The following is a 22,710-nucleotide window of genomic DNA, read 5'->3' as shown; positions in this document are numbered from 1 at the left end:
ATTACTATAAATAAAATATACGATTATGAGTTTGACAAAAAGAAATGAAGTATTGTTTCCAGCCTTAATGAATGAAATATTTAGACCAGATTGGTTTGGTGGAACACAGAATGCTAGAACGGCAATACCGGCCGTAAATATTAAAGAGAACGAAATTAATTTTGAATTGGAACTTTTTGTTCCGGGGAGAAAAAAAGAGGACTTTAATATGGAAATAGATGATTTGGTTTTAACTATTTCTGCTGAAGTTAAAGAGTTAGGTGAAGATTCTAAGGAGAATTATACTCGAAAAGAATTTGCTATAACTTCTTTTAAAAGAGCATTTACTCTTCCGGAAACCGTAGCGACAAATAAAATTGAAGCGACCTATGCTGGCGGAATTTTAAAGTTCACCCTTCCTAAAAAAGAGGAAGCATTGCCTAAGCCAAAAAGAATGATTGAAATTAAGTAAGGTATTGCGTTTTAAGGTTTAGATTTTTGAGTTGGTTTAAGTTATTTATAAAAAAAGTGTTTTGAGAAATCAAAGCACTTTTTTATGGTAATCGTTCGGTTAGAATAGCTAGGCAAGCTATAACTCCTTTGCTAAAGTTTCCTAGTTTTAGGTTTTCGTCCGGACTATGAATACTGTTATCTGGCTTAGGAATTCGTATAGAAACTGTAGGAACATCCAATGTTTTAATAAAAGTAGCCATTGGTTGCAAGGCCTTCTGTGATTCTCATATTTACAATGTGATTTATATATACCCTACTCAGGGGTGCTATTTAAGAAAGTGTCAATAGGCATATCCATATCATTTCTAAAGAGTTTGACGCTATTCTTATAATGTAGCCAGCTTCTTAATAGTAGTGCGCTCTTCGTTGATTGGTTATGAATTGACTGAAATGATAGCTAGTGCTGTGATGTAATCGCGCAGTAGCTTAATTTGTCTTTCTGTAGGCGTCTCTGTACCAATCTCACGTCAATTTCAATAAAGGCTTCTTCGGTGATTATGGTTCGTACTTCCTTTCTGTTTTAACCCTCTAATATTTAACGAGGGTAATTGTAAGGTTTCTTGGTAGGTAGGGGGATGTGTTCAGAATCAGAAATACCAAGCGTTATTTTTAGACTATCTGTGTTTTTAGGTATCATCCTACTACTTGTTTAGCACGTTCTGTCAAGAGTACCCCATCGTTAAATCTTGGTATTTGTACGATGTCTTGTTCATTCTATAGATTGCCTATTAGACATGCTGCTTCAAAACCTGGATGCGGAGCATAGTTTTGACATTGACCACCATGAATAGTATATTTTGGTCCAAATACGCATTGGTTTGTAGTTACAATTTCTCGTGTACCAAAAATGAGTGTAAGTGGATTTAAGAGGTGTTTTGTTCCATTCATAATAAAAAACATTTCAGTTTTTAGGAAATATTTTTTTTATAAAACAGCCTTTGGTAAATCAGGAGGTTCTAATTCTTCTTGATAATCCATGATTACTTTTATGACATAATCTGGCATTATATTGTTCGCTTTCAAAATTAGCGATATGGGCAGACTTTTTTAATTGGAAGCCGAATGCGCAAAAACCTCCCCATTGTCACCAATCGAATTTTGAGACAAATTGAAACTTGTAAGGTTTCAAATTTCATTTTTAAATCCTTCAAAAGGGTTAGGTTGAGACCCTATAAAACTATTAATTAGTTGCCCATATCTTTGCATATAAATGAGAATGTTATTTCTGTTTTAACCAAATATTTTTTTAGCGAATAGTAGGGGGCTTCATCTGTTTATATAATCTTAGTTTTCAAATTAAAAGCAGTAAAAATACGATTGCGCCATTGTTTATTTTCTTTAATTTGTTCTGAAAAATTCCCATCATTTTGCAGTCTAAAAAAATAATGTAAATTAGTAATCGCTACATTGAAAATTTCGTTTGTTGGAAATTTTAATTTAGTGCTTTCTACGGCTTGACTCTAACTGTTTGGTGCGCTGAAAGAGTAACCTATAAATAGATTGAAAAGTAGTCTTATTTATATTTTTATACTGATTTTATTTAATTTAGTCTTGTCTAAAAAAATACAACTTAGTATTTAAAATCAATTATTTAAGTGTTTAAGGATAAAGTATTCATTTATATTTTTAATTTCTTTAAAGAATGTTTAATACATATAAGTCATTCTTGTTCTTGAAGTGATTTTATTTCATCTCTTAACTTAGCAGCTTGCATAAAATCAAGTTCTTTAGCCGCTTTTTCCATAGCTTTTCTTTTCTCCTTAATCATTTTCTCGACTTGCTCTTTGGTCATGTATTCCAAGTTAGGTTCAGCAGCACGCAATTCCTCTTTGATAAAGTGATATGTTGAAACGGAATTCTTAGATAAAACATTGTCTAAACTTTTGTTTAAAGCAGTTGGAACTTGGTTATTATCTGTGTTGTATTTGATTTGTTTTTCACGCCTGTAGTTTGTTTCGTCAATCGTTTTTTGCATGCTTGAAGTTATCTTATCTGCATACATAATTGCCGTACCGTTTAGGTGTCTTGCTGCTCTACCAACAGTCTGCGTTAACGATCTATTACTACGTAAAAATCCTTCTTTATCTGCATCCAAAATTGCCACTAAAGAGACCTCTGGAAGATCCAATCCTTCCCGTAATAAATTCACTCCAATAAGCACATCAAAGATTCCTTTTCTTAAATCTTGCATAATTTCAACACGTTCTAAAGTGTCAACATCGCTATGAATATACCTGCATCGAACACTAATTCTATCCATGTACTTTGCTAATTCTTCGGCCATTCTTTTGGTTAAGGTGGTCACCAAAGTTCGTTCATCCTTTTCTACTCTTTTATGTATTTCTTCAACCAAATCATCAATTTGATTTAAACTCGGTCTAATTTCTATTATTGGATCTAATAGGCCAGTTGGTCTAATTACCTGTTCAACATATACACCTTGGCTTAGTTGTAATTCATAATCTGCGGGTGTAGCACTAACGTATAATACTTGATTTTGCAACGCTTCAAATTCTTCGAATTTCAAGGGTCGGTTATCCATTGCTGCGGGCAAGCGAAACCCGTATTCGACTAAATTAATTTTTCGTGACCTGTCACCACCATACATTGCATGTACCTGTGGTATGGTAACATGGCTTTCATCAATCACCATTAAATAGTCATCGGGAAAATAATCTAAAAGACAGAAAGGCCTTGTGCCTGGTTCACGGCCATCTAAGTATCTTGAGTAATTTTCAATACCAGAGCAATAACCAAGCTCGCGTATCATCTCCAAATCGAAATTTGTACGCTCTTCTAAGCGTTTTGCTTCAAGAGGCTTGGCAATGTCTTTAAAATAATCCATCTGTTTAACCAAATCATCTTGAATATGATGAATGGCATTCTGTAATACATCCTTCGAGGTTACAAACATATTTGCCGGATAAATGTTTAGGGTTTCGTATACTTCAATAATGTTATTGTTAAAAGGATCAAATGCCTCTATTTCCTCAATTTCATCTCCAAAGAAGTGGATTCTATAGGCATGATCTGCGTAACTTGGAAAAACATCAACCACGTCCCCCTTTACTCGAAAGTTACCGTTCTTAAATTCTGCCATAGTTCTTGAATAAAGCGACTGAACCAATTGATGCATTAGTTTAGTTCTGGCAATAACCTGGTCTTTTTTGATTGATATTACATTCTTTTTAAATTCAACTGGATTCCCGATACCATATAAACAGGAAACCGAAGCGATAACAATTACATCTCTTCTGCCCGAAAGAAGGGAAGAAGTAGCGCTAAGCCGTAACTTTTCAATATCCTCATTAATCGAAAGATCTTTTTCTATATAAACGCCACTAGTAGGGATATACGCTTCTGGTTGATAGTAATCGTAATAGGATACAAAGTATTCAACAGCATTGTTGGGGAAAAACTGTTTAAACTCTGAATATAATTGAGCCGCTAGTGTTTTATTATGGGCCAATACTAAGGTAGGTTTTTGGACTTCTTCTATAACATTGGCGACCGTAAAGGTTTTTCCGGAACCTGTTACACCCAATAAGGTCTGATACTTTTCATCTTCATTGAGTCCTTTTACCAATTCTTTAATAGCGTTAGGCTGATCACCGGTAGGTTTAAATTCTGATACTACTTTGAATTTCATGTATTGTAATTCTCTTTTTTGAGTTCTTTAAGCTGAATTGCTTAAGAATTCATTATAAATCTTTGCGTATGAGGAAATTATAAGGAAGTCCGTATCATACTATAACAGCGTATAAAAATACAAAAGTCGAATTCTAAATTAGACGTAAGTCGGCAGGATTTCTATCACCTCTTTAAAGAAAAATGACCACTAATATCTTGCCTATTTAAAAAGCTGGCTCTGAACCAATAATCTGACTCTGGCATAGCATTGTTATTGAACGTACCATCCCAGCCTTTGTTATTCGGATTAATCTGGTGAATAAGACTACCAAATTGGTTAAAAATAAATATAATATCAACTACAGATTCGAAATTTTTTGGTGGAGGTACAAATTGCCAATAATCATTGATGCCATCCCCGTTTGGTGTGAAAAAGGTTGGAAAATCTTTTGAAGCAATATCTCTATCTACAGGCCTTTCTGTAATTCCACATCCATTTTTATCACGAACATAGGCAATATGCAAACCTTTTGGGACATCAGTGAATATAGGAGTATCTTGATAAGGCCCATCAGGGTTGTCTAGAGCATATTCATATTGGCCGGTGCCTGTAGCCGAAATAGTAATTGTTTTACCGTTTATTAGATTGATGACATTAATACCTATAATGGTGGCTGCTTGTGATGCAACTACATCAAATAGTTTGGAACTCACGCATTCTATAATACCGTCTTCAGTGGTAATAGTATTGTAAGCTTCAAACCTATACCTTCCCGGTATTAAAACATCTACACTTCGTGCTTGCGATAATAGTGATTCTGCGCTACCACTATTTGTTAAATACCACCTAAAACCATCTGCTTCATCATCAGTCGAAATTGTATAGGGTAGTTCATCACTACAAATACCTACGATATTAGGTAAATTAATTTGTGGTGCTCGGTAAATAAGTTCGCCTGTGGCCTCATTGAAATAAGGGTCACAGATATACAATGCCATACTAGTAGTGAAAATTTCTTCAATGCAATACACTGCTGCACCTATATCATTATAAGGAACAATGGTAACATATACTGAGGAATTTTGAGGTAAATCTTCGGGAGGATCATAGCTCAAATTATTTTTCATATCTAATTTGTTAACGATATCGGTTCCATTTGGTTCTGTGCCGATTGATAAAACGTAGCCAGTGGCTGTTGGGGCATATGCCCATTCGATATCGGTTATGATTGTCACGCTAGCGGCATTATTGTCTGGGGCAATCAAAATGGAGCAAGGTGGTGCTGTGGTTACAGTAGTGGTTGTAAATGAAATTTCTTGGCAAGCGATGGGTGGGCCGTCAAAGGGTACCAAGCTCAAGGTAGCATAAAGCCTTGTTTTATCTGGGAACCCTAAGGGCGGTGTATATGATGTAATTGTTCCAATCGGTTTTGCATTGAGAATATCTTTGCCTTGTGGTGTTCTTCCGATAGATAATAGGTATCCATTATACCCTACAACCTCTGGCCATGTTAATGTTGCTTCTACGGCGACATTCAGTTCGCCATTGGTAGGGTAATTAAATTTTGGACAATCTTGGCTCCATACTAAGGAGTAGGTCAAAAGAATGCCGAAGTACTTTAGATTAAAAGACATTATTTTGATATTCATTGATTACTCATTTTTTTATTAGCGTTTCAGGCTAAAATGACCTTTGACTTCTTTTTGTGAAAATGATATTGCCCTGAACCAATAATCCGTTGCGGGTAATTGTTTGCCGTTGAAACTCCCATTCCACCCTTCTGATTTTGGATCTAATTGTACTAGTAAGTTTCCATATTTATCGAAAATATATAGGTATTCTATGTTAAGTTCACTAGAACTAATTTTATTGTTTAGTTGCCAAAAATCATTTATACCATCGCCATTTGGAGTAAAAAAAGATGGAAAGTCTTTAGAGGATAACTTTTTTTCAACCAACCGTTGTGTTAGTCCACATCCGAGTTTATCTCGAACAAAAACCGTTCGTTCGCCAGGTTTTACATTTGTAAATATAGCGCTATCTTGAAATCCGAATATATCACTTTCATAAGAGTATTCATATTCTCCTATACCAGTTGCAACTATTTCTAAACGAAGTCCATTGAGATCTCTTGATATTAAAACGTTTTCTATTTGGGGAGCTTCTGAATACACAATCTCAAAATTCTTTGTTACTAGGCATTCAATGTTCGCCCCAAATTCAGATACTGCATTGTACAATTCTAGGCGATAAGAGCCTACTTCATCATATTCTAGACTACGGGTTATCGATAGCACCTCTTCACTACCATTTGTATTTATTTTAATCCATCTATAACCTCTAGCTTGATCTTTGGTAGTTAAAATGCCACCACCACTATTGGTGCAAAGTGAAATTTTATCTAGAATGGAAATAGTAGGGAAGTCATTCGTATTGCAACGCACTGTTGGTTCACCCGTTGTAAAATATTCTTCACTACAGTTTGTTGCTTCACCATTTTCGTTAAAGGGAATAATTCTAAGATAAACGAATTGATTTAGTTCAAGATTTTGATCTGGTTTGAAGGATAGTTTGTTGCCGGTTTCATAATCATCAATGATATTGTAATTACCGGGTGAATAGCCTATAGATATTCTGTAATTGGTAGCTCCTGGAGCGTAATTCCATTTAATGTTAGTATCTACCCGTACTTCTATTTCTTCATTTAAGGGTGTTACCAAAGAAGTGCAGTCAGGTGGGTCTTTTACTTCAACGGTAGTGAAAATTTTTAAAGGACACACTTTTATTGGCGCGTCAGGAAGAAATAGCCTTATGGTGACATAAATTTTCGTGTTTTCAGGCAATCCAACTTCAGGTTGATAGAAATTATTTAGACCAGACGATCGTCTGTTGATAATTTCGCCTCCGCCTGGGGTTGTGCCTAATGAAATTAGGTAGCCGATAACCCCATTGACAGCTGTCCAGCTAATAAGATTATCTACTGGAACATTGATGTCTCCATTAAGTGGAGCGGTCATAGTAGGGCATTCTTGGGCATGGCTATCAGCAGAAAATATACCTAACCATATCAATAAAACTAACAGAATTGTTCTTTGGTTCATTAGTTTATCTTTTTAAAGAGAAATACCCTTTAACTATTTTATTTTTATTAAATAATGCCTTGAACCAATAATTTGATTCTGGTAGTGCCCTTCCATTGAAACTACCATTCCAGCCTTCGGAATTTGGACCGATTTGAGCCAAAAGAGTTCCGAATTTATCAAAAATACAAATGACTAAAACATCGTTAGCTCCGATTTCTACAGGAGTAAGAAATTTCCAATAATCGTTTATACCATCTCCATTAGGAGTGAAGAAATTGGGGAACCCATTAACCTTCAGGTCTAGTTCTACGGTTTGCTGAACGGTTCCACATCCTTTTTTATCACGAACAAAGACAGTATGATTATCATAGGTAATTCCGTTAAATCTATTAGACTCTTGATAAGGACCATTTTCATCATTCAACGTATATTCAAAACTGCCATCTTCTGCCGTTAGAATTTCATAATTGATTAAATTTCCTTGTTCCGTCACTAAGATATTCTTAATTGTAGGTGCTGTAGATGTTTCTACTTCAAACAATTTAGTAGATGAGCATTCAAACGTCCTTCCTGCATTTTCGATGATATTGTAGGCCTCTAGAGCATATTTGCCTAATGCGGTAATCGCTACATTTACCGAAGAAGATAGTAATGTTTCATTACCACTTCCATCTATTTTGAACCATCTGTAACCATCAGCTTTATCTGTTGCAGAAAGAATACTTGAATCACTATCAAGGCAGATGGTAACTGTTTCTGGAAATGTCAATTCGGGGTTTAATACGAGTAATTCGCCTGTTAGTGGCTCAAAATATGGGCCACACCCTATTAAGGTAGAGAATATTTCTTGAGTACACCCTATAGCATCACCGGCTTCATTAAAAGGGATTATTGTGACAAAGAATGTTCGGTTAGGTTCAAAATCAATTACCACTGTAGATGTTTTGAAAAATGTTGCATTGTTTAGAATGTTACTTTCAAGCGGAGAGGTGCCTATGGTGATTCTGTACCCTTTTGCATTTGGTACGTCGTTCCATTCCAATACCGGACTTAAAGTAACATTGGTTTCACCATTAAATGGTGTGATTAAACTGGAGCAAATGGGTACTATAGCTTCGGTCGCTGTTGTGAAAACAGACGTGCTACAACCAACCGACATTCCGATTCTGTTATAGGGTACAATGGTGACATAGATCGTTGTTTCAGACGGAAAATCTATTATAGGGTTATAACTAAGGGTATTGGCAATATCGATATTATTTTGAATTTCACCTCCGTTCAAAGATGTGCCAATAGTTAAAAAATAGCCCGTAGCACTTGGGGCTGAGTTCCAAGATATATTTGTTGCTGTATTGATATCTACTTCATTATCTAATGGAATTTTCAGTGAAGTACATTCTGGAACTTCATTTAGCGAAGCTGTAGTGAAACTTTGAGTTTCGCATACAATATTCGGTTGATTAAAAAAGAAGAGGGTAATCGTTACAAATACTTCAGTATTCTCGGGTAGACCAATTGGTGGTGTATAATTGTTTGAAGCCCCAACATTTTGTTCATTTAAAATGTCACCGCCACCTATTCTTGTTCCTAGTGATAAAATATAGCCAGGTACCCCAGTAATGGGTTCCCAACGAATTGTAGAATTAATGTTTACCTGTTCGGCACTGTTAACCGGGCTTAAAAGTTCAGGGCATTCTTGAGCTGATGTTTGTAAAATACAAGCGAACAAGGCCAAGAAAGATAAAGGCATAACCAATATCTTGGATAACAGTATGTCCCAATTATTTTTCATAGCATGTTCGTAAACACTACAATATACTACAAAATGAAAATTTAGACTTTAGAATTCTGATTAAATAGGACTAAAATCCGATGTGTTTGTGGTATTAAAGGTCTCTTTTTTTTAACAAGGTATAGGAGCCGTAAACGAAAATTGCTGTCCAACCTAAAACAATTAGAATTTCGTACCAATGAACATGATAATCCAAGGTTATTTTTTCTCCCATTTGATTTACAACAGATTGTACCGCTCCTAATCTAGAAAATGGTTCTTCAATAAGGTTGAACATGGCCTGTAATGGAAAAAAGCCCATGATAATATCTGTAGTTTCACCATCAAAGAATTTCCATCGAATAATTCCTCTAAAAATACCCTCAAAAACCTGCCATAGTATTAAAAACCCTAAGGCGAAGGCTGAGCGTTTTACTAAAACCCCTAAGAAAAGACAAAAGGAAAAGAAACCAGTTAGCTTGACGAAAAAAGCAAGTAAAAATTCTAAATCTGTTAAGATGATGGATAGCTCATTAAAATCTGAATAAACTAACCCCAAAATCAAGGAGACGATAAAAACAAAAAGGGTAGAAATAAGTGAAAATGAAATTACGATTAAGAATTTTGAAAGTATAAATTCCTTTTTCGAAAGTCCATCTATTAAATTCTGTTTTATTGTTTTATTACTGTACTCGTTAGACATCATAGACACGATTACAATGGCCAAAAATAATTTAAAGAAGGCCGTTATAAAGGTGTTAAAGTGCCATATATAGGGGAAATTAAAAATTCCTTGATCTGCCAAATGAAATTTAATAGGACCAATATCAAATTTAATTGCCGCAACTAGTGCAATCGATGTTAATAGAGCGAAATAGGAAATAATCAATACTTTGCTTGCTCTATTATTCCAGAGCTTGATGAATTCTATATGTAATAATCTTATCATTTTTGGTTTATTTAGGCGATTGTATTCTTAGTGAGTTCCAAAAACTGTTCCTCTAGACTTTCTTTTCTTTTTACTAAATGAGAAACGATAATGCCATTTTCAAAAAGTAATTTATTCAGTGTTTGGGCATCTAATTCAGTTTTAAGAAAAGCGGTCACTAATTCATTCGTTTGCTTTATTTCACCGAAAAATTTATTACTCCTTAAATAGGAGGTCAATGATTCCATATCCGTTGTTTTTAACTCAAAAAAGCCAAAACTCGCTTGAAGATTGTCAACTCTGCCAGAATATAATTTCTCTCCTTTTCTTAGTATAACCACATGACTACAGACTTTTTCAACTTCATCCAATAAATGGGATGCTAGTAAAATAGTAGTGCCTTTTGCAGCAATGGATTTAATGATTTCTCGTATTTGATGAATACCTTGTGGATCTAGACCATTGGTAGGCTCATCTAAAATTAAAATTTCTGGATCATTTAATAAAGCAGAAGCAATGGCTAGTCTTTGCTTCATTCCTAACGAATAAGTTTTGAATTTGCTATTTTTTCTATCTAGCAGGCCGACTAGCGCTAAATTTTCTTCAATTTTTTCTTCTCCAACGCCTTTAATTTTACAAACTAATTTCAAGTTTTGTAAAGCGGTCATGTACGGGTAAAAATTAGGGCGTTCAATTATGGCACCCACCTTTTTTAATGCATCATGGGTGGTTGTCTGTCCATTAAACCAACAGAATTCTCCACTAGTTTTATTGACAACATTCAAAACAATACCTAACGTTGTTGATTTACCACTGCCGTTAGGTCCTAATATTCCGTATACATTACCTTTTTTAATAGTAAACGATAAATTTTTTACGGCAGTTAGATACCCGAATTTTTTAGTAAGATTTTGTACAGTTAAAATATGGTCCAAAGTAAGTTGGTGTTAGTGATTGATATACCTAGTTGACGAAGAAAGCCTAACTTTGTTACAGGTTATACCATCAAATTTAGAGTAACGCTATGTCAGAAGAACGATTAATGTCTAAAAAGAAACCTGCTTACCCTGTAAGTAAGGCTTTAGATGGCTATTTAGAACATTATAGTCGAAAAACGGAAATACCTATATTTTATGATGACCTTCTTCGCTTTTCAGGGTCGGTTGTAGTATATGATAGTAATGATGAAGATACGTTGTGGATCCGTGCATATTATTCCGAATATGACAGAAAAGAAATAGATGATAGTTTAAAAAAGGTATATTCTATTTTGCATTCTGATGGTAGTAATAATATTAACCAATATCTGAACGTTGATGCAGTAGACTTCTGTACGTTTGGAAATTCTAAACCATTTAGGATAAAAATCCGAAATATTCTAAATGATAACTTCACCTATTTCTATATTAAAAAAACCGATGCATCGCGTGTTTATGGCTTGGAGTTAGAACACATGTTATCTCCCTATCACCTAAACTTTCTCGTGTATAAGGACACGTTGATAGAGGAACATATCGCCGGAATTCCTGGTGATGAGTTCATAAAAACCATGCTACCCAAATGTACAGAGCCAGAGAAAGCGCAACTGGCCAAAGAATTTGTAAAATTCAATGAACGTTGCATGATACGGTTATTAGGGGATATGCGGTCATACAATTATGTCATCGTACCTACGCATGATTTTGATCATGTAGTGTATAGAATTAGGGCTATCGACTTTGATCAACAATGTTTTGAGGGTAAATTGAAAGTATATCGGCCTCAATTTTTTAAGGAGAACTTTAAAATGGTAGAGTTGGTTCGTGCTAAATTAAAAAGAGACTCGGTCGATCAGTATAAATTAGAAGAGCGGTCTATTGTGGCTAAGCGTATTTTAAGTTCTGGAAATAGAATTAAAAAATTACGTGCTATTTGCAAGACAGATTCAATTTCAACAAAAGATAATATTGAGCTATTAAGAAATCAAATTGGAGAACTTACCATGGATATAAATTTTAAAAACTGCACAACTATGGGAGAGATTCTTGATCTCACCTTAAATTTTGTACGACGTAATTATGAAGATGTAAGTATGAAGCAGATTATGGAGAACAATATTGAAATCTAGTTATCACGTCGGTAGCCGACTGTTCGAAGATGATAAATCAATTATAACCAAAAGAATAAATGGACAATCACTTTTGGTTTATGTTAAATCAAAAGTGGTTGTTTCATTATTAACTAAATCTAGCTCTTCTGCTCTTTGTTGAAATAAACTAGGTAATAATACATTTGTCGCTCTTCATCCCATCCTTTTTCAACAAACTTCTCTGCAGATTCTGGATTAATGAAATCTAGTTTTATTTGAATATTGGTATCTAAGTTAATGACATTCTTAATTTTTTTACGAGCATCGGACACTGCTTTATTGGCAATGTCAAAATTAGACACATCCTGAATACTATACTTAGGTCCTTTCTCGGTTTTATAATGCTTGAATTCGGGTATGAGTTCAGGGTTTTCCATGACTTCGTTCAAAAAAGTTGATTCTTCAAAAGCATCGTTCTTTGCAAAATGATTAACTGCACGGTTCATGAATAAAACTTCTTGTTGTTTGTCTTCAGCAGGTAAAACAACATCTTTCGCAAAATTCTGACAGAATTTCAAATAATTTTTGGTCTTGAAATTATCATCTGAAAGTGGTGCAACGCCTAAGAAATTTTCAATCCAATATTTCGTGTCGTATTTATTACTATCAACAGAAAGTACTTTATACCCTTCTTCTTTATCAACATTGAATATTAAACAACCCTTGTCTAATTTATTAATATTGATACCTTGTTGTATTACAATATCAAGGTTGCTATCTTTTTCTTCAAATTGAATAAAATCATGTTTTAATTCACTCTTAAAGATACCTATAGCATCTACTTTTTGATTGTCTAATAATAGTCCCGTGAGATAAGCTACATAAACCTCACCGCTTTTTATATGTGGGTGATTGGATTGTTCGAAAAGTAAGGAAGCGATTTTTTTAGAATTCAAATGTGCATTTGATGGGTCGGCAAAAACCGCATTCGCTATTTTATAAAGCTCATTAAATTCTACATCTACTTCATTAGATAGTTTATAGTAATTCTCTTCCTTTTCCCGAAATGGTTTAAAAAAATACTCTTTTAATAAACCGGTAGTTTCATCATTAAGGTTGAAAGGCTCTTCAGATAGAAAAATGCCTTCGTTCTTATTTTTATTGCCAACTCTATGTATAGAAATACTGTCAATTTGGGTGGCATATAGGTTGATCATAGAATGTTCTTATTTATAGATTTGTTCTTTAAGGGAAATCTGATTTTCAGCGCAAAATTTATTTACTAGTGATTCACTAGTTCCAGTTTTCATCAAAATCTAGGTCGTCGTAATTTTCAAAAGTATCATCAAAGTCAAAAGCACTATTTTCGGCTTCGAATTTTCGTTCCGGAGGGTTTTCAGGTAATTCTCCAAATGCGAAAAGTACGTTAGGATAGGAACGACCGTCTTCGTTTTCTTCAATATCCGCAAGTTCAACAAAGAACGTCCACATGTTTAGAAAATCATAAACATAAATCAACTTAGGGTTCTCTTCAGACATAAAATCCTCTAAAAATGATTCATTCATTAATTTAACATCAGAACCAGATTCGCTCATGTCAAAAAGTGCAATTTCTTCATCTTGTTTCCACTCTTCATCACATGTATAGAAAGAAGCCATTTCATTGCCTAAAAAACCGAATGCCTGTGTAATGGCATTGTGAAAGTCTTCTAGGGAGTTATGAGCCTCGATTTCCAAATCTCTGAAAATATCCTCATCTGCGTCTAAAATTATACGAATTTTATAGATCATGCCTTGTTTTTTGTGGGACGGCAAAGTTACGAAGTTCTGCCGTTTTTTCTTGGCATTAGTGCATCTAAAACTATGTAGAATTGTACTCCAAATAGAATAGAAGCTATTACAAGGTGCAGGGGTTGGCTAGCAAACGGAAAATTTAAATAATTCATGGCCATGCCTGTGAGTACTTCAACAAATAAAAGAAATAGTACCCAATAGATTTTAAAGTGCCCCAAGTTGAACTTAATAATTCTATAGGCTAAAATAGCGTTGATCAACAAAACTAAAATAGAAAACGACCTGTGTATATAAAATAATACTAGAGGGTCTTTTAGCCAAGTGCTTTTGGCGTCATACCCAAATATATCTATTTGTTCATCAACAAATTGTCGTACCTGTGTGCCCATTATAATTTGGAGAAGTGTCAAGCAGAGTGCTAGAATACTCAGGTTGAGAGTAAGTTTGTCAAAACGAATACGTTTGTTCTCGGCATTGGCCAGATAAATTATATAAAGTAAAATGGCCACAATAACTAGTGCCATAAACATATGCACCGTGATTTTTGCCGGTTCCAAAACAGAATAAACAACCGTTGCACCCAACCAGGCTTGAAATACCATTCCAAATACTACTAGCCATGATAGTATAGGAATACGTTTTTTCTTTTTCCAATAGCTTATCGATGTAATTGCCAGCACCAATGTTGCGAGGCCTGCTAAGGCGCCAAAAAGCCTATTGATATATTCAATCCAGGTATGCCATGGGTTAAATTCAGCATAATCATGCTTGGTGTATGTCTCCCAATTAGTTGCATTAAAAGAATTACTAGTCGTAAATGTTTCTTTGGATATTTGTAAGACCTCACCTCTTATAATTATTTGGCCTTTTTCAAATAATCTATCTGGTTGCCATTGCAACTCAATTGCCTCAGTAGGGGGTATGTAATATCCGAAGCATTTTGGCCAATCTGGGCAACCCATTCCACTGCCCGTCATTCTAACAACGGCACCTGCAACGATAACTAAATAAACTAAAATCAGTGCTATTTTAGCAATTTTTCTAAACGTGATATCCATGTTACTTTGAGGTTTGCAAACCTAATTTCTTACCCTTAATATACATATATTCTCTGGCAGCATCATATTCATTTGGTATTTCGCCTTCTAAAATAGCTTCTTTAATCGCCTCCTTAATGATCCCTATTTCTTTTGATGGTTTTAAGGAAAAGGTTTCCATAATTTCTTCGCCACTTATAGGAGGTTGAAAATTACGAATATGGTCACGAGCCTCTACTTCTTCAATTTTTTGACGAACTAGTTTAAAGTTTTGATGGTATTTACGCTGTTTTTTAGGGTTCTTTGTAGTTATATCTGCCTCACATAAAGTCATAAGATTTTCTACATGATCACCGGCATCGAATATGAGCCTTCGTACCGCTGAATCGGTCACATAATCTTCAGATAAAATGACGGGTCTTGAACTCATCAGTACCATTTTTTGAACAAACTTCATCTTATCGTTCAAAGGCATTCGCAAACGTTTGAATAGCTTGTAAACCATTTTAGAACCAATAAATTCATGGCCATGAAATGTCCACCCAATTTTTTTATGGAATCTTTTGGTAGGAGCCTTGCCTATGTCATGTAATAAAGCGGCCCAACGTAACCACAGGTTGTCTGTGGTTTCAGAGATGTTATCTACCACTTCTAGCGTATGCCAAAAATTATCCTTGTGTTTTTGTCCTTCAATTTCCTCAATTCCTTGTAATGCAGTTAATTCTGGAAGTATGAGTTCTAAAAGTCCGGTTTTATGCAACAGAGAAAAACCTAATGAAGGTTTTTTACATAGCATTATTTTATGAAGTTCATCTAAAATACGTTCGTTAGATACAATTTTCAAGCGTTCTTTATGTTCGGTAATTGCCTGTAAGGAAGGAAGCGCAATCTGAAAATCTAGTTGTGTTGCGAATCGTATCGCCCTCATCATACGAAGAGGGTCATCAGAGTATGTAATACCTGGTTCTAGAGGGGTTTTAATTATTTTTTTCTCTAAATCTTTTATTCCATTGAAAGGGTCTAGAAGCGTTCCGAAATCAGATTTGTTGAGCGAAAGTGCTAAGGCATTTATGGTAAAATCACGTCGTTTCTGATCATCTTCAAGCGTGCCATCCTCTACAATAGGTTTTCGACTTTCACGCTGGTAACTTTCTTTACGAGCGCCAACGAACTCAAGCTCCATACCCTCATTCTTAATCATCGCCGTTCCGAAATTCTTAAAGACCGATACCTGGGGATTTCCTTTTAATTTTGAAGCTACCTTTTCTGCTAGTTGGATTCCACTGCCAATGGCAACCACATCAATATCTTTTGGGGTATTTCTATCTAAAAAGAAGTCCCTTACAAAACCACCAATAACGTAACAATCTACAGAAAGTTCTTCTGCAGCTTCTGAAATAATACCGAAAATAGAGTTGTTTAAAGCGTTTTTGTAGCTCTCTTGCATGTTCTTATTCTCGAATGATTTTTACGGTACCATCATTAGCTAATCTAATAATCGATGACGCAAATTCATTCTGTTTGTCTTGTTGCAAATTTACCACATAGTCTACACCTGATAAAATTGCTTTATCTATATTTTGGAAACTTTTAGGTGTAGGGGATCTAGAAATATTGGCAGATGTAGATACAATAGGTTTTTTAAATTTACCAATGAGGTATTTGCAAAATTTATCTTGAGCGACTCTTATGGCCAATGTATCATCAGCCGCTATTAGGTTTTTAGCGACTTTTCTTGGTTTATCGTAAATTATGGTGGTAGGTTTAGAAGAAAGGTCTATTATGTCATATGCAAGATCTGGTACTGCTTCTACATGTTTTTCAAGCATGGCGTCATTAGCAACGAGGCATATTAATGCTTTGTTATCATCACGCTGTTTCAGTTTAAAAACCTTTTCTACTGCAGCTTCATTGGTGGCATCACATCCTATTCCCCAAACAGTGTCGGTAGGGTAGAGGATAAGTCCACCATTCTCAAGTACATCGATGCACTTATTGATTTCTTCTGTCATTGTTTATTATGTAATAATTAAAGAAATGTTTCAGGTTTAATATTAAAATAATGGGTCAATGCCAGCCATTGCGACCTGTTTTTATCACCTCCGATATTTGTTTTTTTAAGGGAATGTTTTTGAGATCCAATAATAGGAATTGGAGTTTTTGCTTTGTTTTTTGCTACAACTGAAGTAGTTCCTTCTAATAGTGCCATTACCTTAAACCAAAGATCATCTGCTTTTGGCGTTAATTCTAAGAATAATTTAGTGTTGATGGTTATGTCAGAAAGTTTTTTTGGAGGATATAAAACACCCTCTGCACCGATTGGAATAACTGCTGCTTGGTTAAAAGTCATTCCGTTTTCAAAAACCCAATTTTTATAGGGTAAAATTTCACCTTGTGCATTGTATTTAATGTACCTAGTTTGATTTGCGATGATTGTATCTCTATTGTTTAAATGTTCTCGGTAAAGTAATCGAAGCCAGTTCGACCTGTACATCATATCGTCATCACAGGTTATGATTATATCCTCGGGAAAAAGTTTCAAACTATGAATTAATTTTCTGTGGGAACAAGTCAATTCTGAATATGATATTTGAAATAAGTCGTTTTCTAAAGTACCTAGACTGTTTGGAATTTCATTTTTAAGCGAATGATGTAACCATAAAATAATTTTTTTTGGTTTTACATCTTGGTCTAGAATACTTTTTATGGTTAGGTGTAGTGTTTTTAACCTTGCAGGAATCGACGTTAGAGAGACAATTACCGGAATTATTTCTTTAGATTTAGCATGTAAACTTTTGTTTGAAAGCAAAGAAAGTTTAACTGAATTGTAAATAGATAAGGGTATTTCTTTCAACTTCATTTTACATTGCTGTTATTTGTCTTTTAAAAATATAACATTTATACTATTGACAGTCTTTTCGTGTTCAAAGATAGATAAGACTTTTATATTTTTGTGGTAATTTGAAACGCATCATGGAGATTCCTAAAATAAGTATCATTGTTAGTACATATAATGCCGAAGAATGGTTAGAGAAGGTACTTTGGGGTTTTGAACAACAAACTTTTAAAAATTTTGAAGTTGTCATTGCGGATGACGGTTCCACAAATACTACCAAAGAATTGATAGCAGAAATATCAAGAAAGTTAAACTACACCATAGTTCACGTTTGGCAAGAAGATGATGGTTTTCAAAAGTCTAGAATATTAAATAAGGCAGTTACTGCTTGCTCTGCCGATTATATCATTATGACCGATGGAGATTGCATTCCTAGAGAAGATTTTGTTCAGGTACATTATATTAATAAAGAACAGGGCTTTTTCATTTCTGGTGGCTACTATATGTTGCCTATGAATATCTCTAAACTAATTACCTTAGAGGATATCGAAAATCAACGTTGTTTCAATATTCAATGGCTAAAGGATAAGGGGATACCACAAACCTTTAAAAATAACAAGCTTACGGCCAACGGCTTAATTTCTAAATTTCTAAATTCAATAACACCCACTAATGCAAGTTGGAATGGTCATAATTCATCGGGTTGGAAAAAGGATATTGAGAATGTAAATGGATTTGATGAACGAATGCAATATGGCGGTCAAGATAGAGAATTAGGTGAACGACTTTTTAATTTCGGTATTAAATCCAAGCAATTACGTTACAGTGCGGTTTGCGTTCACTTAGATCATAAGAGAGGGTATAAAACACCAGAATCCATTGCGAGAAATGTAGGGATACGAAATGTGACAAAAAGGGAGAAAAGCGTTTGGACTTTTTATGGCATTACCAAATAATAGGCAAGTTCGTTTTTTTGCTCAAGCTTTTTAAGCTCCTGATAACGTTCTAAAACCCCCAAAGCGTTTAAATGACAGATTATAAAACCTTTTTTACCATCCAAAAATCCAAGTCGTAAGATGTAATGGTTGAAAAATTTCCAACTGGTCTTTACAACCATTAATATATAGTTATACTTTTTTTCTTTATAAAATGATTCAATAGCCTTTAACCTACCATATTTCAACATTTTATTTTTGTAATCTTCATGGTTTTTATAACAATAATGAATAAGCTTTTCATTTAAAATACCAGAAGTTCCATCAATATCTAAAGTTTCATGTACGATTTTACAATCAGAGAATTTTGCATTACTTTTTCTGAAAAGACGATAATTTTTATCGGTTTGCCAACCACTATAGTTCAGTTTTTCATTCTTGAACATGAATTGACGATAAAACCAAAATGCTGAAATATCAGTGCCGCTAGAAACAGTATCTAAGATTTCTTGCTCTAATGCATTAGACACAATTTCATCGGCATCTAAAAATAAAACCCAATCATTTGAAGCTTGTTTCAAAGTGAAAGATTTTTGTGCTGTAAAATTTTCAAACGGATTTTGAATAACTCTTACCTTGGGGTGGCTCTTTAAAAACTCAAACGTGCCATCTGTACTAAAAGAATCTACCACTATAATTTCGTCGGCAAACGAAACAGAGTCAATACATTTTTCAATGTATCCCATTTCGTTGTAGGTGATAATTAATGCAGTTAGTTTTTCTTTTTTGGTAATCATAAAACAAATTTGGTAGGTGAGCTCTAATCGGAGCGAACAAAGTTATAACAAAAAATGAATTAAAAAATTGTATGGAGAGGTGAATTTCTTACAAGATTAAAATTATACCTTTCAAATTATTACTTGTTAGTAAGAGTTGAATTTATAAAAAGGTTGCGTTTAAAAGTCAAGAATATTTTTAGCTTTTGCTAAAGCTGCACTTATAACTTGATGCATGTCGTAGTACTTGTATTCGGCTAGTCTACCTCCAAAAATAACGGTGTCGTTTTCTGACTTTTTCTTGTACTTTAAATATGTCGTATTGTTCTTTTTATCATTAATAGGGTAGTAAGGCTCTAGGTTTGTTGAAGCTTCTAAAGGATACTCCTTTGTAATTACCGTTTTTTTCTGTTTACCAAATTCAAAATGCTTGTGTTCTAAAATTCGGGTGTAAGGTATATTTGCTTCTGTATAGTTGACAACCGCATTACCTTGATAGTTTTCTAGGTCCAATACCTCATGCTCAAACCGAAGTCCGCGATATTCAAGTTCGCCAAATTCATACTTATAATACTCATCGATTTTCCCCGTGAAAACCGTTTTTGCCGCTAATTTTTCTAAGGATTCCTTGTCCTTATAATAATTCACACCCAATTGAACATCAATCCCTTCTAGTAAACCTCCCGTTAATTCATTGTATCCTCCAATAGGTATACCTTGATAAGTATCATTGAAATAATTGTTATCAAATGTATACCTAAGCGGTAGTCTTTTTATAATAAAGGCTGGTAGCTCCGTAGCTTTTCGTCCCCATTGCTTTTCCGTATACCCTTTTATGAGTTTATGATAAATATCCTCTCCTACCAAAGAAAGTGCTTGTTCTTCAAGATTTTTGGGATTTTTGCTTTTGTATTGTGAACTTTGCTTTTCAATAATTTTTTTAGCCTCTGCTGGAGTCTTAACATTCCAAAGCTGGTAAAAAGTATTCATATTAAAAGGCAGATTATATAATGAGTCTTTATAATTTGCTACTGGTGAATTAGTGTACCTATTAAAGGGAACAAACTCATTTACATAATCCCATATTTTTTTATCATTGGTGTGAAAAATATGTGCACCATAGGCGTGGACGTTAATATTCTCTATTTTTTTGCAAAATGTATTACCACCGATATGTTCTCTTTTATCGATTACCAAGCTGGTCTTTCCTCTTTTTTTTGCTTCATGAGCAAAAACAGCTCCGTAAAGTCCTGCTCCAACAATAAGAAAATCATAACCTTTGGTTGAATTCATGTTTTATCAATTAAGGCGTTAAAGGTACGATTTAGGTATTTCTTAGGGTGTACTCTTTATAAAAACAGATTTTTTTAATTACATATTAAAAATGTTGCAGAAGAATCTTACACTTGTACTTGTTGATGGTTTATAAAATCATTTAAATGAATTCTGCAAATCTCTATTACATATCCAGAAACTATAAATTCTCAAAAAATGCTGCCTCTAAGCCTAAGATGGATTGTGAAACTATTTTAGAAAAGAATGGTTTTAAGAATCTAGGGTTTAAGCAAACAAACCACCCAAGTTCGGCCTTAGGTGCAATTATCAGTTTTTTCGGAATTACAAAAGGACTTTTTTTGTTGCCAAGAAAATCCGTTTTCTGCATGCAGTACCCGCTCAGTAAATTCTTTGGGTATATTACACGTATAGTAGCGTTGAAAAAATGTAAGCTCATCATTATAATTCATGATGTTAAATATTTGATGGGTAAGTCCACTGATTTAGAAGGGGAAATGGCCAAATTTAATAGAGCCGATTTCATAATTGTCCATAATGAATCCATGAGAAAATGGTTTCAATCAAATGGGTGTACGGCAGAACTCGTAAGTTTAGAATTGTTTGATTACTTACATAAAAGTAAAAAGCGTGCGACACTAAATAATCCTTATGATGTCGTCTTTGCAGGTGGACTAGGAAAAGAAAAAAGTGAATTTTTATATAGTATGGATAAACTTAATCCATCTAACTATACGTTAAGATTATATGGTAACGGGTTCAACGCTGTAGATGTTGAACAAGCAGATTCAATTTTAAACTACCAGGGTGTTTTTTCTCCCGATGAAGTCATCGACAAGATAGAAGGTTCTTTTGGTTTGATATGGAACGGAAACATTCTTGATGAGTGCTCCGGTGAATTTGGAAAGTATTTGTTATATAATAACCCGCACAAAACATCTTTATATCTCTTGTGCGGATTACCTGTAATTGTTTGGAAGAAAGCGGCCATCGCAACATTCATAGAAAAGGAACAACTTGGGATTACTATAAATTCCTTAAATGAATTGGATGATGCTTTAAAAAACCTTGACCCTACGTCATATTCCAACATGATTGCAAACGTTGAAAAAATAAAATCAAAAGTAGCTTCAGGTTATTTCTTATCACAAGCTATCCAAAAAGTGATACAACTTTTATAAGTTTTAAACAGCTACATCATACTCCCTAAGGGCATCGTTCAATGAGGTTTTCTTATTGGTGCTTTCTTTTCGTGTTCCAATTATTAAAGCACATGGCACATTGAAATCACCAGCCGGGAATTTTTTAGTGTAACTACCAGGTATAACTACAGACCTAGCAGGAACAATACCTTTTGTTTCTATAGGTTTATCACCCGTAACATCTATAATTTTTGTACTCATTGTTAAAACTACATTAGCTCCTAACACGGCTTCTTTCTCTATTCTAACGCCTTCTACTACAATACAACGAGAACCAATAAAAGCACCATCTTCAATAATTACGGGAGCAGCTTGTAAAGGCTCAAGAACACCGCCAATACCAACTCCACCACTAAGGTGAACATTTTTCCCTATTTGAGCACAGCTTCCTACCGTAGCCCATGTATCTATCATAGTACCTGCATCAACATAGGCTCCTATATTTACATAACTTGGCATTAAAATGGTACCAGAAGATATGTATGCACCATGTCTTGCAACGGCATTTGGTACCACTCGAATTCCTTTTTCAGCGTACCCTCTTTTTAAAGGCATTTTATCATGGTATTCAAAAATACCTGCTTCCAAAGTTTCCATTTTTTGAATAGGAAAATACAGGACTACGGCTTTTTTAACCCATTCGTTAATCTGCCATCCATTTGCGGTAGGTTCTGCGCATCTTAATTTGCCAACATCTAAAAGGTTGATGACATTTCGTATACAATCTTGGGTTGCAGATTCTTTTAAAAGATCTCTGTTATCCCATGCTTTTTCAATTTGTGTTCTCAATTCTGTCATTTTCATCGATAATTTTCTCAAATATAAGTTGAAGTAGAGGAATTCACCATTTGCAAAAGCACATAT

20 protein-coding genes are annotated in these 22,710 nt (G+C 34.4%); 4 read left to right on the top strand and 16 right to left on the bottom strand.

Annotated elements, in window-relative coordinates:
• Positions 1–25 precede the first annotated feature (25 nt).
• The gene (locus ES765_RS07995; protein WP_138113009.1) at positions 26–451 is read left to right on the top strand and encodes an Hsp20/alpha crystallin family protein; all 426 of its coding nucleotides are present in this window, start codon (positions 26–28) and stop codon (positions 449–451) included.
• A gap of 755 nt (positions 452–1,206) precedes the next feature.
• Here the strand turns inward: ES765_RS07995 and ES765_RS21705 are convergent.
• From ES765_RS21705 to ES765_RS07965, 7 genes are all read right to left on the bottom strand, one after another.
• On the bottom strand, positions 1,207–1,380 hold the full coding sequence (locus ES765_RS21705) for a hypothetical protein (protein WP_171017258.1): 174 nt from the start codon (positions 1,378–1,380) through the stop codon (positions 1,207–1,209).
• A 772-nt stretch (positions 1,381–2,152) separates the two neighbouring features.
• A complete protein-coding gene (uvrB, locus tag ES765_RS07990; RefSeq protein ID WP_138113007.1) occupies positions 2,153–4,141 on the bottom strand; it encodes an excinuclease ABC subunit UvrB in 1,989 nt (662 codons plus the stop codon).
• A 164-nt stretch (positions 4,142–4,305) separates the two neighbouring features.
• The gene (locus tag ES765_RS07985; RefSeq protein ID WP_138113005.1) at positions 4,306–5,772 is read right to left on the bottom strand and encodes a T9SS type B sorting domain-containing protein; all 1,467 of its coding nucleotides are present in this window, start codon (positions 5,770–5,772) and stop codon (positions 4,306–4,308) included.
• Between the two features lie 18 nt (positions 5,773–5,790).
• The gene (locus ES765_RS07980; protein ID WP_138113003.1) at positions 5,791–7,224 is read right to left on the bottom strand and encodes a T9SS type B sorting domain-containing protein; all 1,434 of its coding nucleotides are present in this window, start codon (positions 7,222–7,224) and stop codon (positions 5,791–5,793) included.
• Positions 7,225–7,228: 4 nt separating this feature from the next.
• Complete coding sequence (locus ES765_RS07975) at positions 7,229–8,998, bottom strand: T9SS type B sorting domain-containing protein (protein WP_138113001.1); 1,770 nt, start codon at positions 8,996–8,998, stop codon at positions 7,229–7,231.
• A gap of 94 nt (positions 8,999–9,092) precedes the next feature.
• On the bottom strand, positions 9,093–9,926 hold the full coding sequence (locus ES765_RS07970) for an ABC transporter permease (RefSeq protein ID WP_138112999.1): 834 nt from the start codon (positions 9,924–9,926) through the stop codon (positions 9,093–9,095).
• Positions 9,927–9,937: 11 nt separating this feature from the next.
• Positions 9,938–10,840, bottom strand: coding sequence for an ABC transporter ATP-binding protein (locus ES765_RS07965; protein ID WP_138112997.1), 903 nt, complete (start codon positions 10,838–10,840; stop codon positions 9,938–9,940).
• A gap of 89 nt (positions 10,841–10,929) precedes the next feature.
• Between ES765_RS07965 and ES765_RS07960 the strand changes: the two genes are divergently transcribed.
• The gene (locus ES765_RS07960) at positions 10,930–12,012 is read left to right on the top strand and encodes a hypothetical protein (protein ID WP_138112995.1); all 1,083 of its coding nucleotides are present in this window, start codon (positions 10,930–10,932) and stop codon (positions 12,010–12,012) included.
• Positions 12,013–12,131: 119 nt separating this feature from the next.
• On the opposite strand, the gene ES765_RS07955 is transcribed toward ES765_RS07960, so the two are convergent.
• The 6 genes from ES765_RS07955 to ES765_RS07930 all read right to left on the bottom strand — a co-directional run bounded on the left by ES765_RS07955 (position 12,132) and on the right by ES765_RS07930 (position 17,664).
• Positions 12,132–13,190: a nucleoid-associated protein gene (locus ES765_RS07955; protein WP_138112993.1), complete on the bottom strand. Its 1,059-nt coding sequence runs from the start codon at positions 13,188–13,190 to the stop codon at positions 12,132–12,134.
• A 76-nt stretch (positions 13,191–13,266) separates the two neighbouring features.
• Complete coding sequence (locus ES765_RS07950; RefSeq protein WP_138112991.1) at positions 13,267–13,764, bottom strand: IS1096 element passenger TnpR family protein; 498 nt, start codon at positions 13,762–13,764, stop codon at positions 13,267–13,269.
• Between the two features lie 26 nt (positions 13,765–13,790).
• The gene (locus ES765_RS07945) at positions 13,791–14,825 is read right to left on the bottom strand and encodes a COX15/CtaA family protein (protein ID WP_138112989.1); all 1,035 of its coding nucleotides are present in this window, start codon (positions 14,823–14,825) and stop codon (positions 13,791–13,793) included.
• Position 14,826: 1 nt separating this feature from the next.
• Complete coding sequence (locus tag ES765_RS07940) at positions 14,827–16,251, bottom strand: CCA tRNA nucleotidyltransferase (protein WP_138112987.1); 1,425 nt, start codon at positions 16,249–16,251, stop codon at positions 14,827–14,829.
• 4 nt (positions 16,252–16,255) lie between these two features.
• Positions 16,256–16,816, bottom strand: coding sequence for an L-threonylcarbamoyladenylate synthase (locus ES765_RS07935; protein WP_138112985.1), 561 nt, complete (start codon positions 16,814–16,816; stop codon positions 16,256–16,258).
• 17 nt (positions 16,817–16,833) lie between these two features.
• On the bottom strand, positions 16,834–17,664 hold the full coding sequence (locus ES765_RS07930; RefSeq protein WP_138112983.1) for a hypothetical protein: 831 nt from the start codon (positions 17,662–17,664) through the stop codon (positions 16,834–16,836).
• A 113-nt stretch (positions 17,665–17,777) separates the two neighbouring features.
• Here ES765_RS07930 and ES765_RS07925 point away from each other — a divergent pair, with 113 nt between their 5' ends.
• Positions 17,778–18,596 (top strand): glycosyltransferase family 2 protein, encoded by an 819-nt coding sequence (locus tag ES765_RS07925; RefSeq protein ID WP_138112981.1) that lies wholly within the window; start codon positions 17,778–17,780, stop codon positions 18,594–18,596.
• Here ES765_RS07925 and ES765_RS07920 read toward each other — a convergent pair.
• Together ES765_RS07920 and glf are read right to left on the bottom strand one after the other, a co-directional pair.
• Positions 18,578–19,372 carry a glycosyltransferase family 2 protein gene (locus ES765_RS07920; RefSeq protein WP_138112979.1) on the bottom strand — a complete coding sequence of 265 codons (795 nt, stop codon included), beginning with the start codon at positions 19,370–19,372 and terminating at the stop codon, positions 18,578–18,580. The genes ES765_RS07925 and ES765_RS07920 overlap by 19 nt on opposite strands.
• Positions 19,373–19,531: 159 nt before the next feature.
• The gene (gene glf / locus ES765_RS07915; protein WP_138112977.1) at positions 19,532–20,644 is read right to left on the bottom strand and encodes a UDP-galactopyranose mutase; all 1,113 of its coding nucleotides are present in this window, start codon (positions 20,642–20,644) and stop codon (positions 19,532–19,534) included.
• Between the two features lie 146 nt (positions 20,645–20,790).
• On the opposite strand from glf, the gene ES765_RS07910 reads away from it, so the two are divergent.
• Positions 20,791–21,825 (top strand): beta-1,6-galactofuranosyltransferase, encoded by a 1,035-nt coding sequence (locus ES765_RS07910; protein WP_138112975.1) that lies wholly within the window; start codon positions 20,791–20,793, stop codon positions 21,823–21,825.
• 3 nt (positions 21,826–21,828) lie between these two features.
• On the opposite strand, the gene ES765_RS07905 is transcribed toward ES765_RS07910, so the two are convergent.
• A complete protein-coding gene (locus tag ES765_RS07905) occupies positions 21,829–22,644 on the bottom strand; it encodes a 2,3,4,5-tetrahydropyridine-2,6-dicarboxylate N-succinyltransferase (RefSeq protein ID WP_138113184.1) in 816 nt (271 codons plus the stop codon).
• Between the last annotated feature and the right edge of the window lie 66 nt (positions 22,645–22,710).

Origin of the sequence: Maribacter sp. ACAM166 (genome assembly GCF_005771495.1) — a bacterium.
Lineage (GTDB): Bacteria > Bacteroidota > Bacteroidia > Flavobacteriales > Flavobacteriaceae > Maribacter.
Note: the sequence above shows the minus strand (reverse complement) of the source record. Positions and strands in the feature narration are given on the sequence as shown.

What these genes read in the sequence shown, in the direction of transcription:
- ES765_RS21705 (WP_171017258.1), bottom strand. Translation starts at nt 1,380, where the DNA reads ATGAATGGAACAAAACACCTCTTAAATCCACTTACACTCATTTTTGGT.
- ES765_RS07955 (WP_138112993.1), bottom strand. Translation starts at nt 13,190, where the DNA reads ATGATCAACCTATATGCCACCCAAATTGACAGTATTTCTATACATAGA.
- ES765_RS07950 (WP_138112991.1), bottom strand. Translation starts at nt 13,764, where the DNA reads ATGATCTATAAAATTCGTATAATTTTAGACGCAGATGAGGATATTTTC.
- ES765_RS07960 (WP_138112995.1), top strand. Translation starts at nt 10,930, where the DNA reads ATGTCAGAAGAACGATTAATGTCTAAAAAGAAACCTGCTTACCCTGTA.
- ES765_RS07935 (WP_138112985.1), bottom strand. Translation starts at nt 16,816, where the DNA reads ATGACAGAAGAAATCAATAAGTGCATCGATGTACTTGAGAATGGTGGA.
- ES765_RS07995 (WP_138113009.1), top strand. Translation starts at nt 26, where the DNA reads ATGAGTTTGACAAAAAGAAATGAAGTATTGTTTCCAGCCTTAATGAAT.
- ES765_RS07980 (WP_138113003.1), bottom strand. Translation starts at nt 7,224, where the DNA reads ATGAACCAAAGAACAATTCTGTTAGTTTTATTGATATGGTTAGGTATA.
- uvrB (WP_138113007.1), bottom strand. Translation starts at nt 4,141, where the DNA reads ATGAAATTCAAAGTAGTATCAGAATTTAAACCTACCGGTGATCAGCCT.
- ES765_RS07925 (WP_138112981.1), top strand. Translation starts at nt 17,778, where the DNA reads ATGGAGATTCCTAAAATAAGTATCATTGTTAGTACATATAATGCCGAA.
- ES765_RS07920 (WP_138112979.1), bottom strand. Translation starts at nt 19,372, where the DNA reads ATGATTACCAAAAAAGAAAAACTAACTGCATTAATTATCACCTACAAC.
- ES765_RS07945 (WP_138112989.1), bottom strand. Translation starts at nt 14,825, where the DNA reads ATGGATATCACGTTTAGAAAAATTGCTAAAATAGCACTGATTTTAGTT.
- ES765_RS07930 (WP_138112983.1), bottom strand. Translation starts at nt 17,664, where the DNA reads ATGAAGTTGAAAGAAATACCCTTATCTATTTACAATTCAGTTAAACTT.
- glf (WP_138112977.1), bottom strand. Translation starts at nt 20,644, where the DNA reads ATGAATTCAACCAAAGGTTATGATTTTCTTATTGTTGGAGCAGGACTT.
- ES765_RS07905 (WP_138113184.1), bottom strand. Translation starts at nt 22,644, where the DNA reads ATGACAGAATTGAGAACACAAATTGAAAAAGCATGGGATAACAGAGAT.
- ES765_RS07975 (WP_138113001.1), bottom strand. Translation starts at nt 8,998, where the DNA reads ATGAAAAATAATTGGGACATACTGTTATCCAAGATATTGGTTATGCCT.
- ES765_RS07985 (WP_138113005.1), bottom strand. Translation starts at nt 5,772, where the DNA reads ATGAATATCAAAATAATGTCTTTTAATCTAAAGTACTTCGGCATTCTT.
- ES765_RS07910 (WP_138112975.1), top strand. Translation starts at nt 20,791, where the DNA reads ATGAATTCTGCAAATCTCTATTACATATCCAGAAACTATAAATTCTCA.
- ES765_RS07970 (WP_138112999.1), bottom strand. Translation starts at nt 9,926, where the DNA reads ATGATAAGATTATTACATATAGAATTCATCAAGCTCTGGAATAATAGA.
- ES765_RS07940 (WP_138112987.1), bottom strand. Translation starts at nt 16,251, where the DNA reads ATGCAAGAGAGCTACAAAAACGCTTTAAACAACTCTATTTTCGGTATT.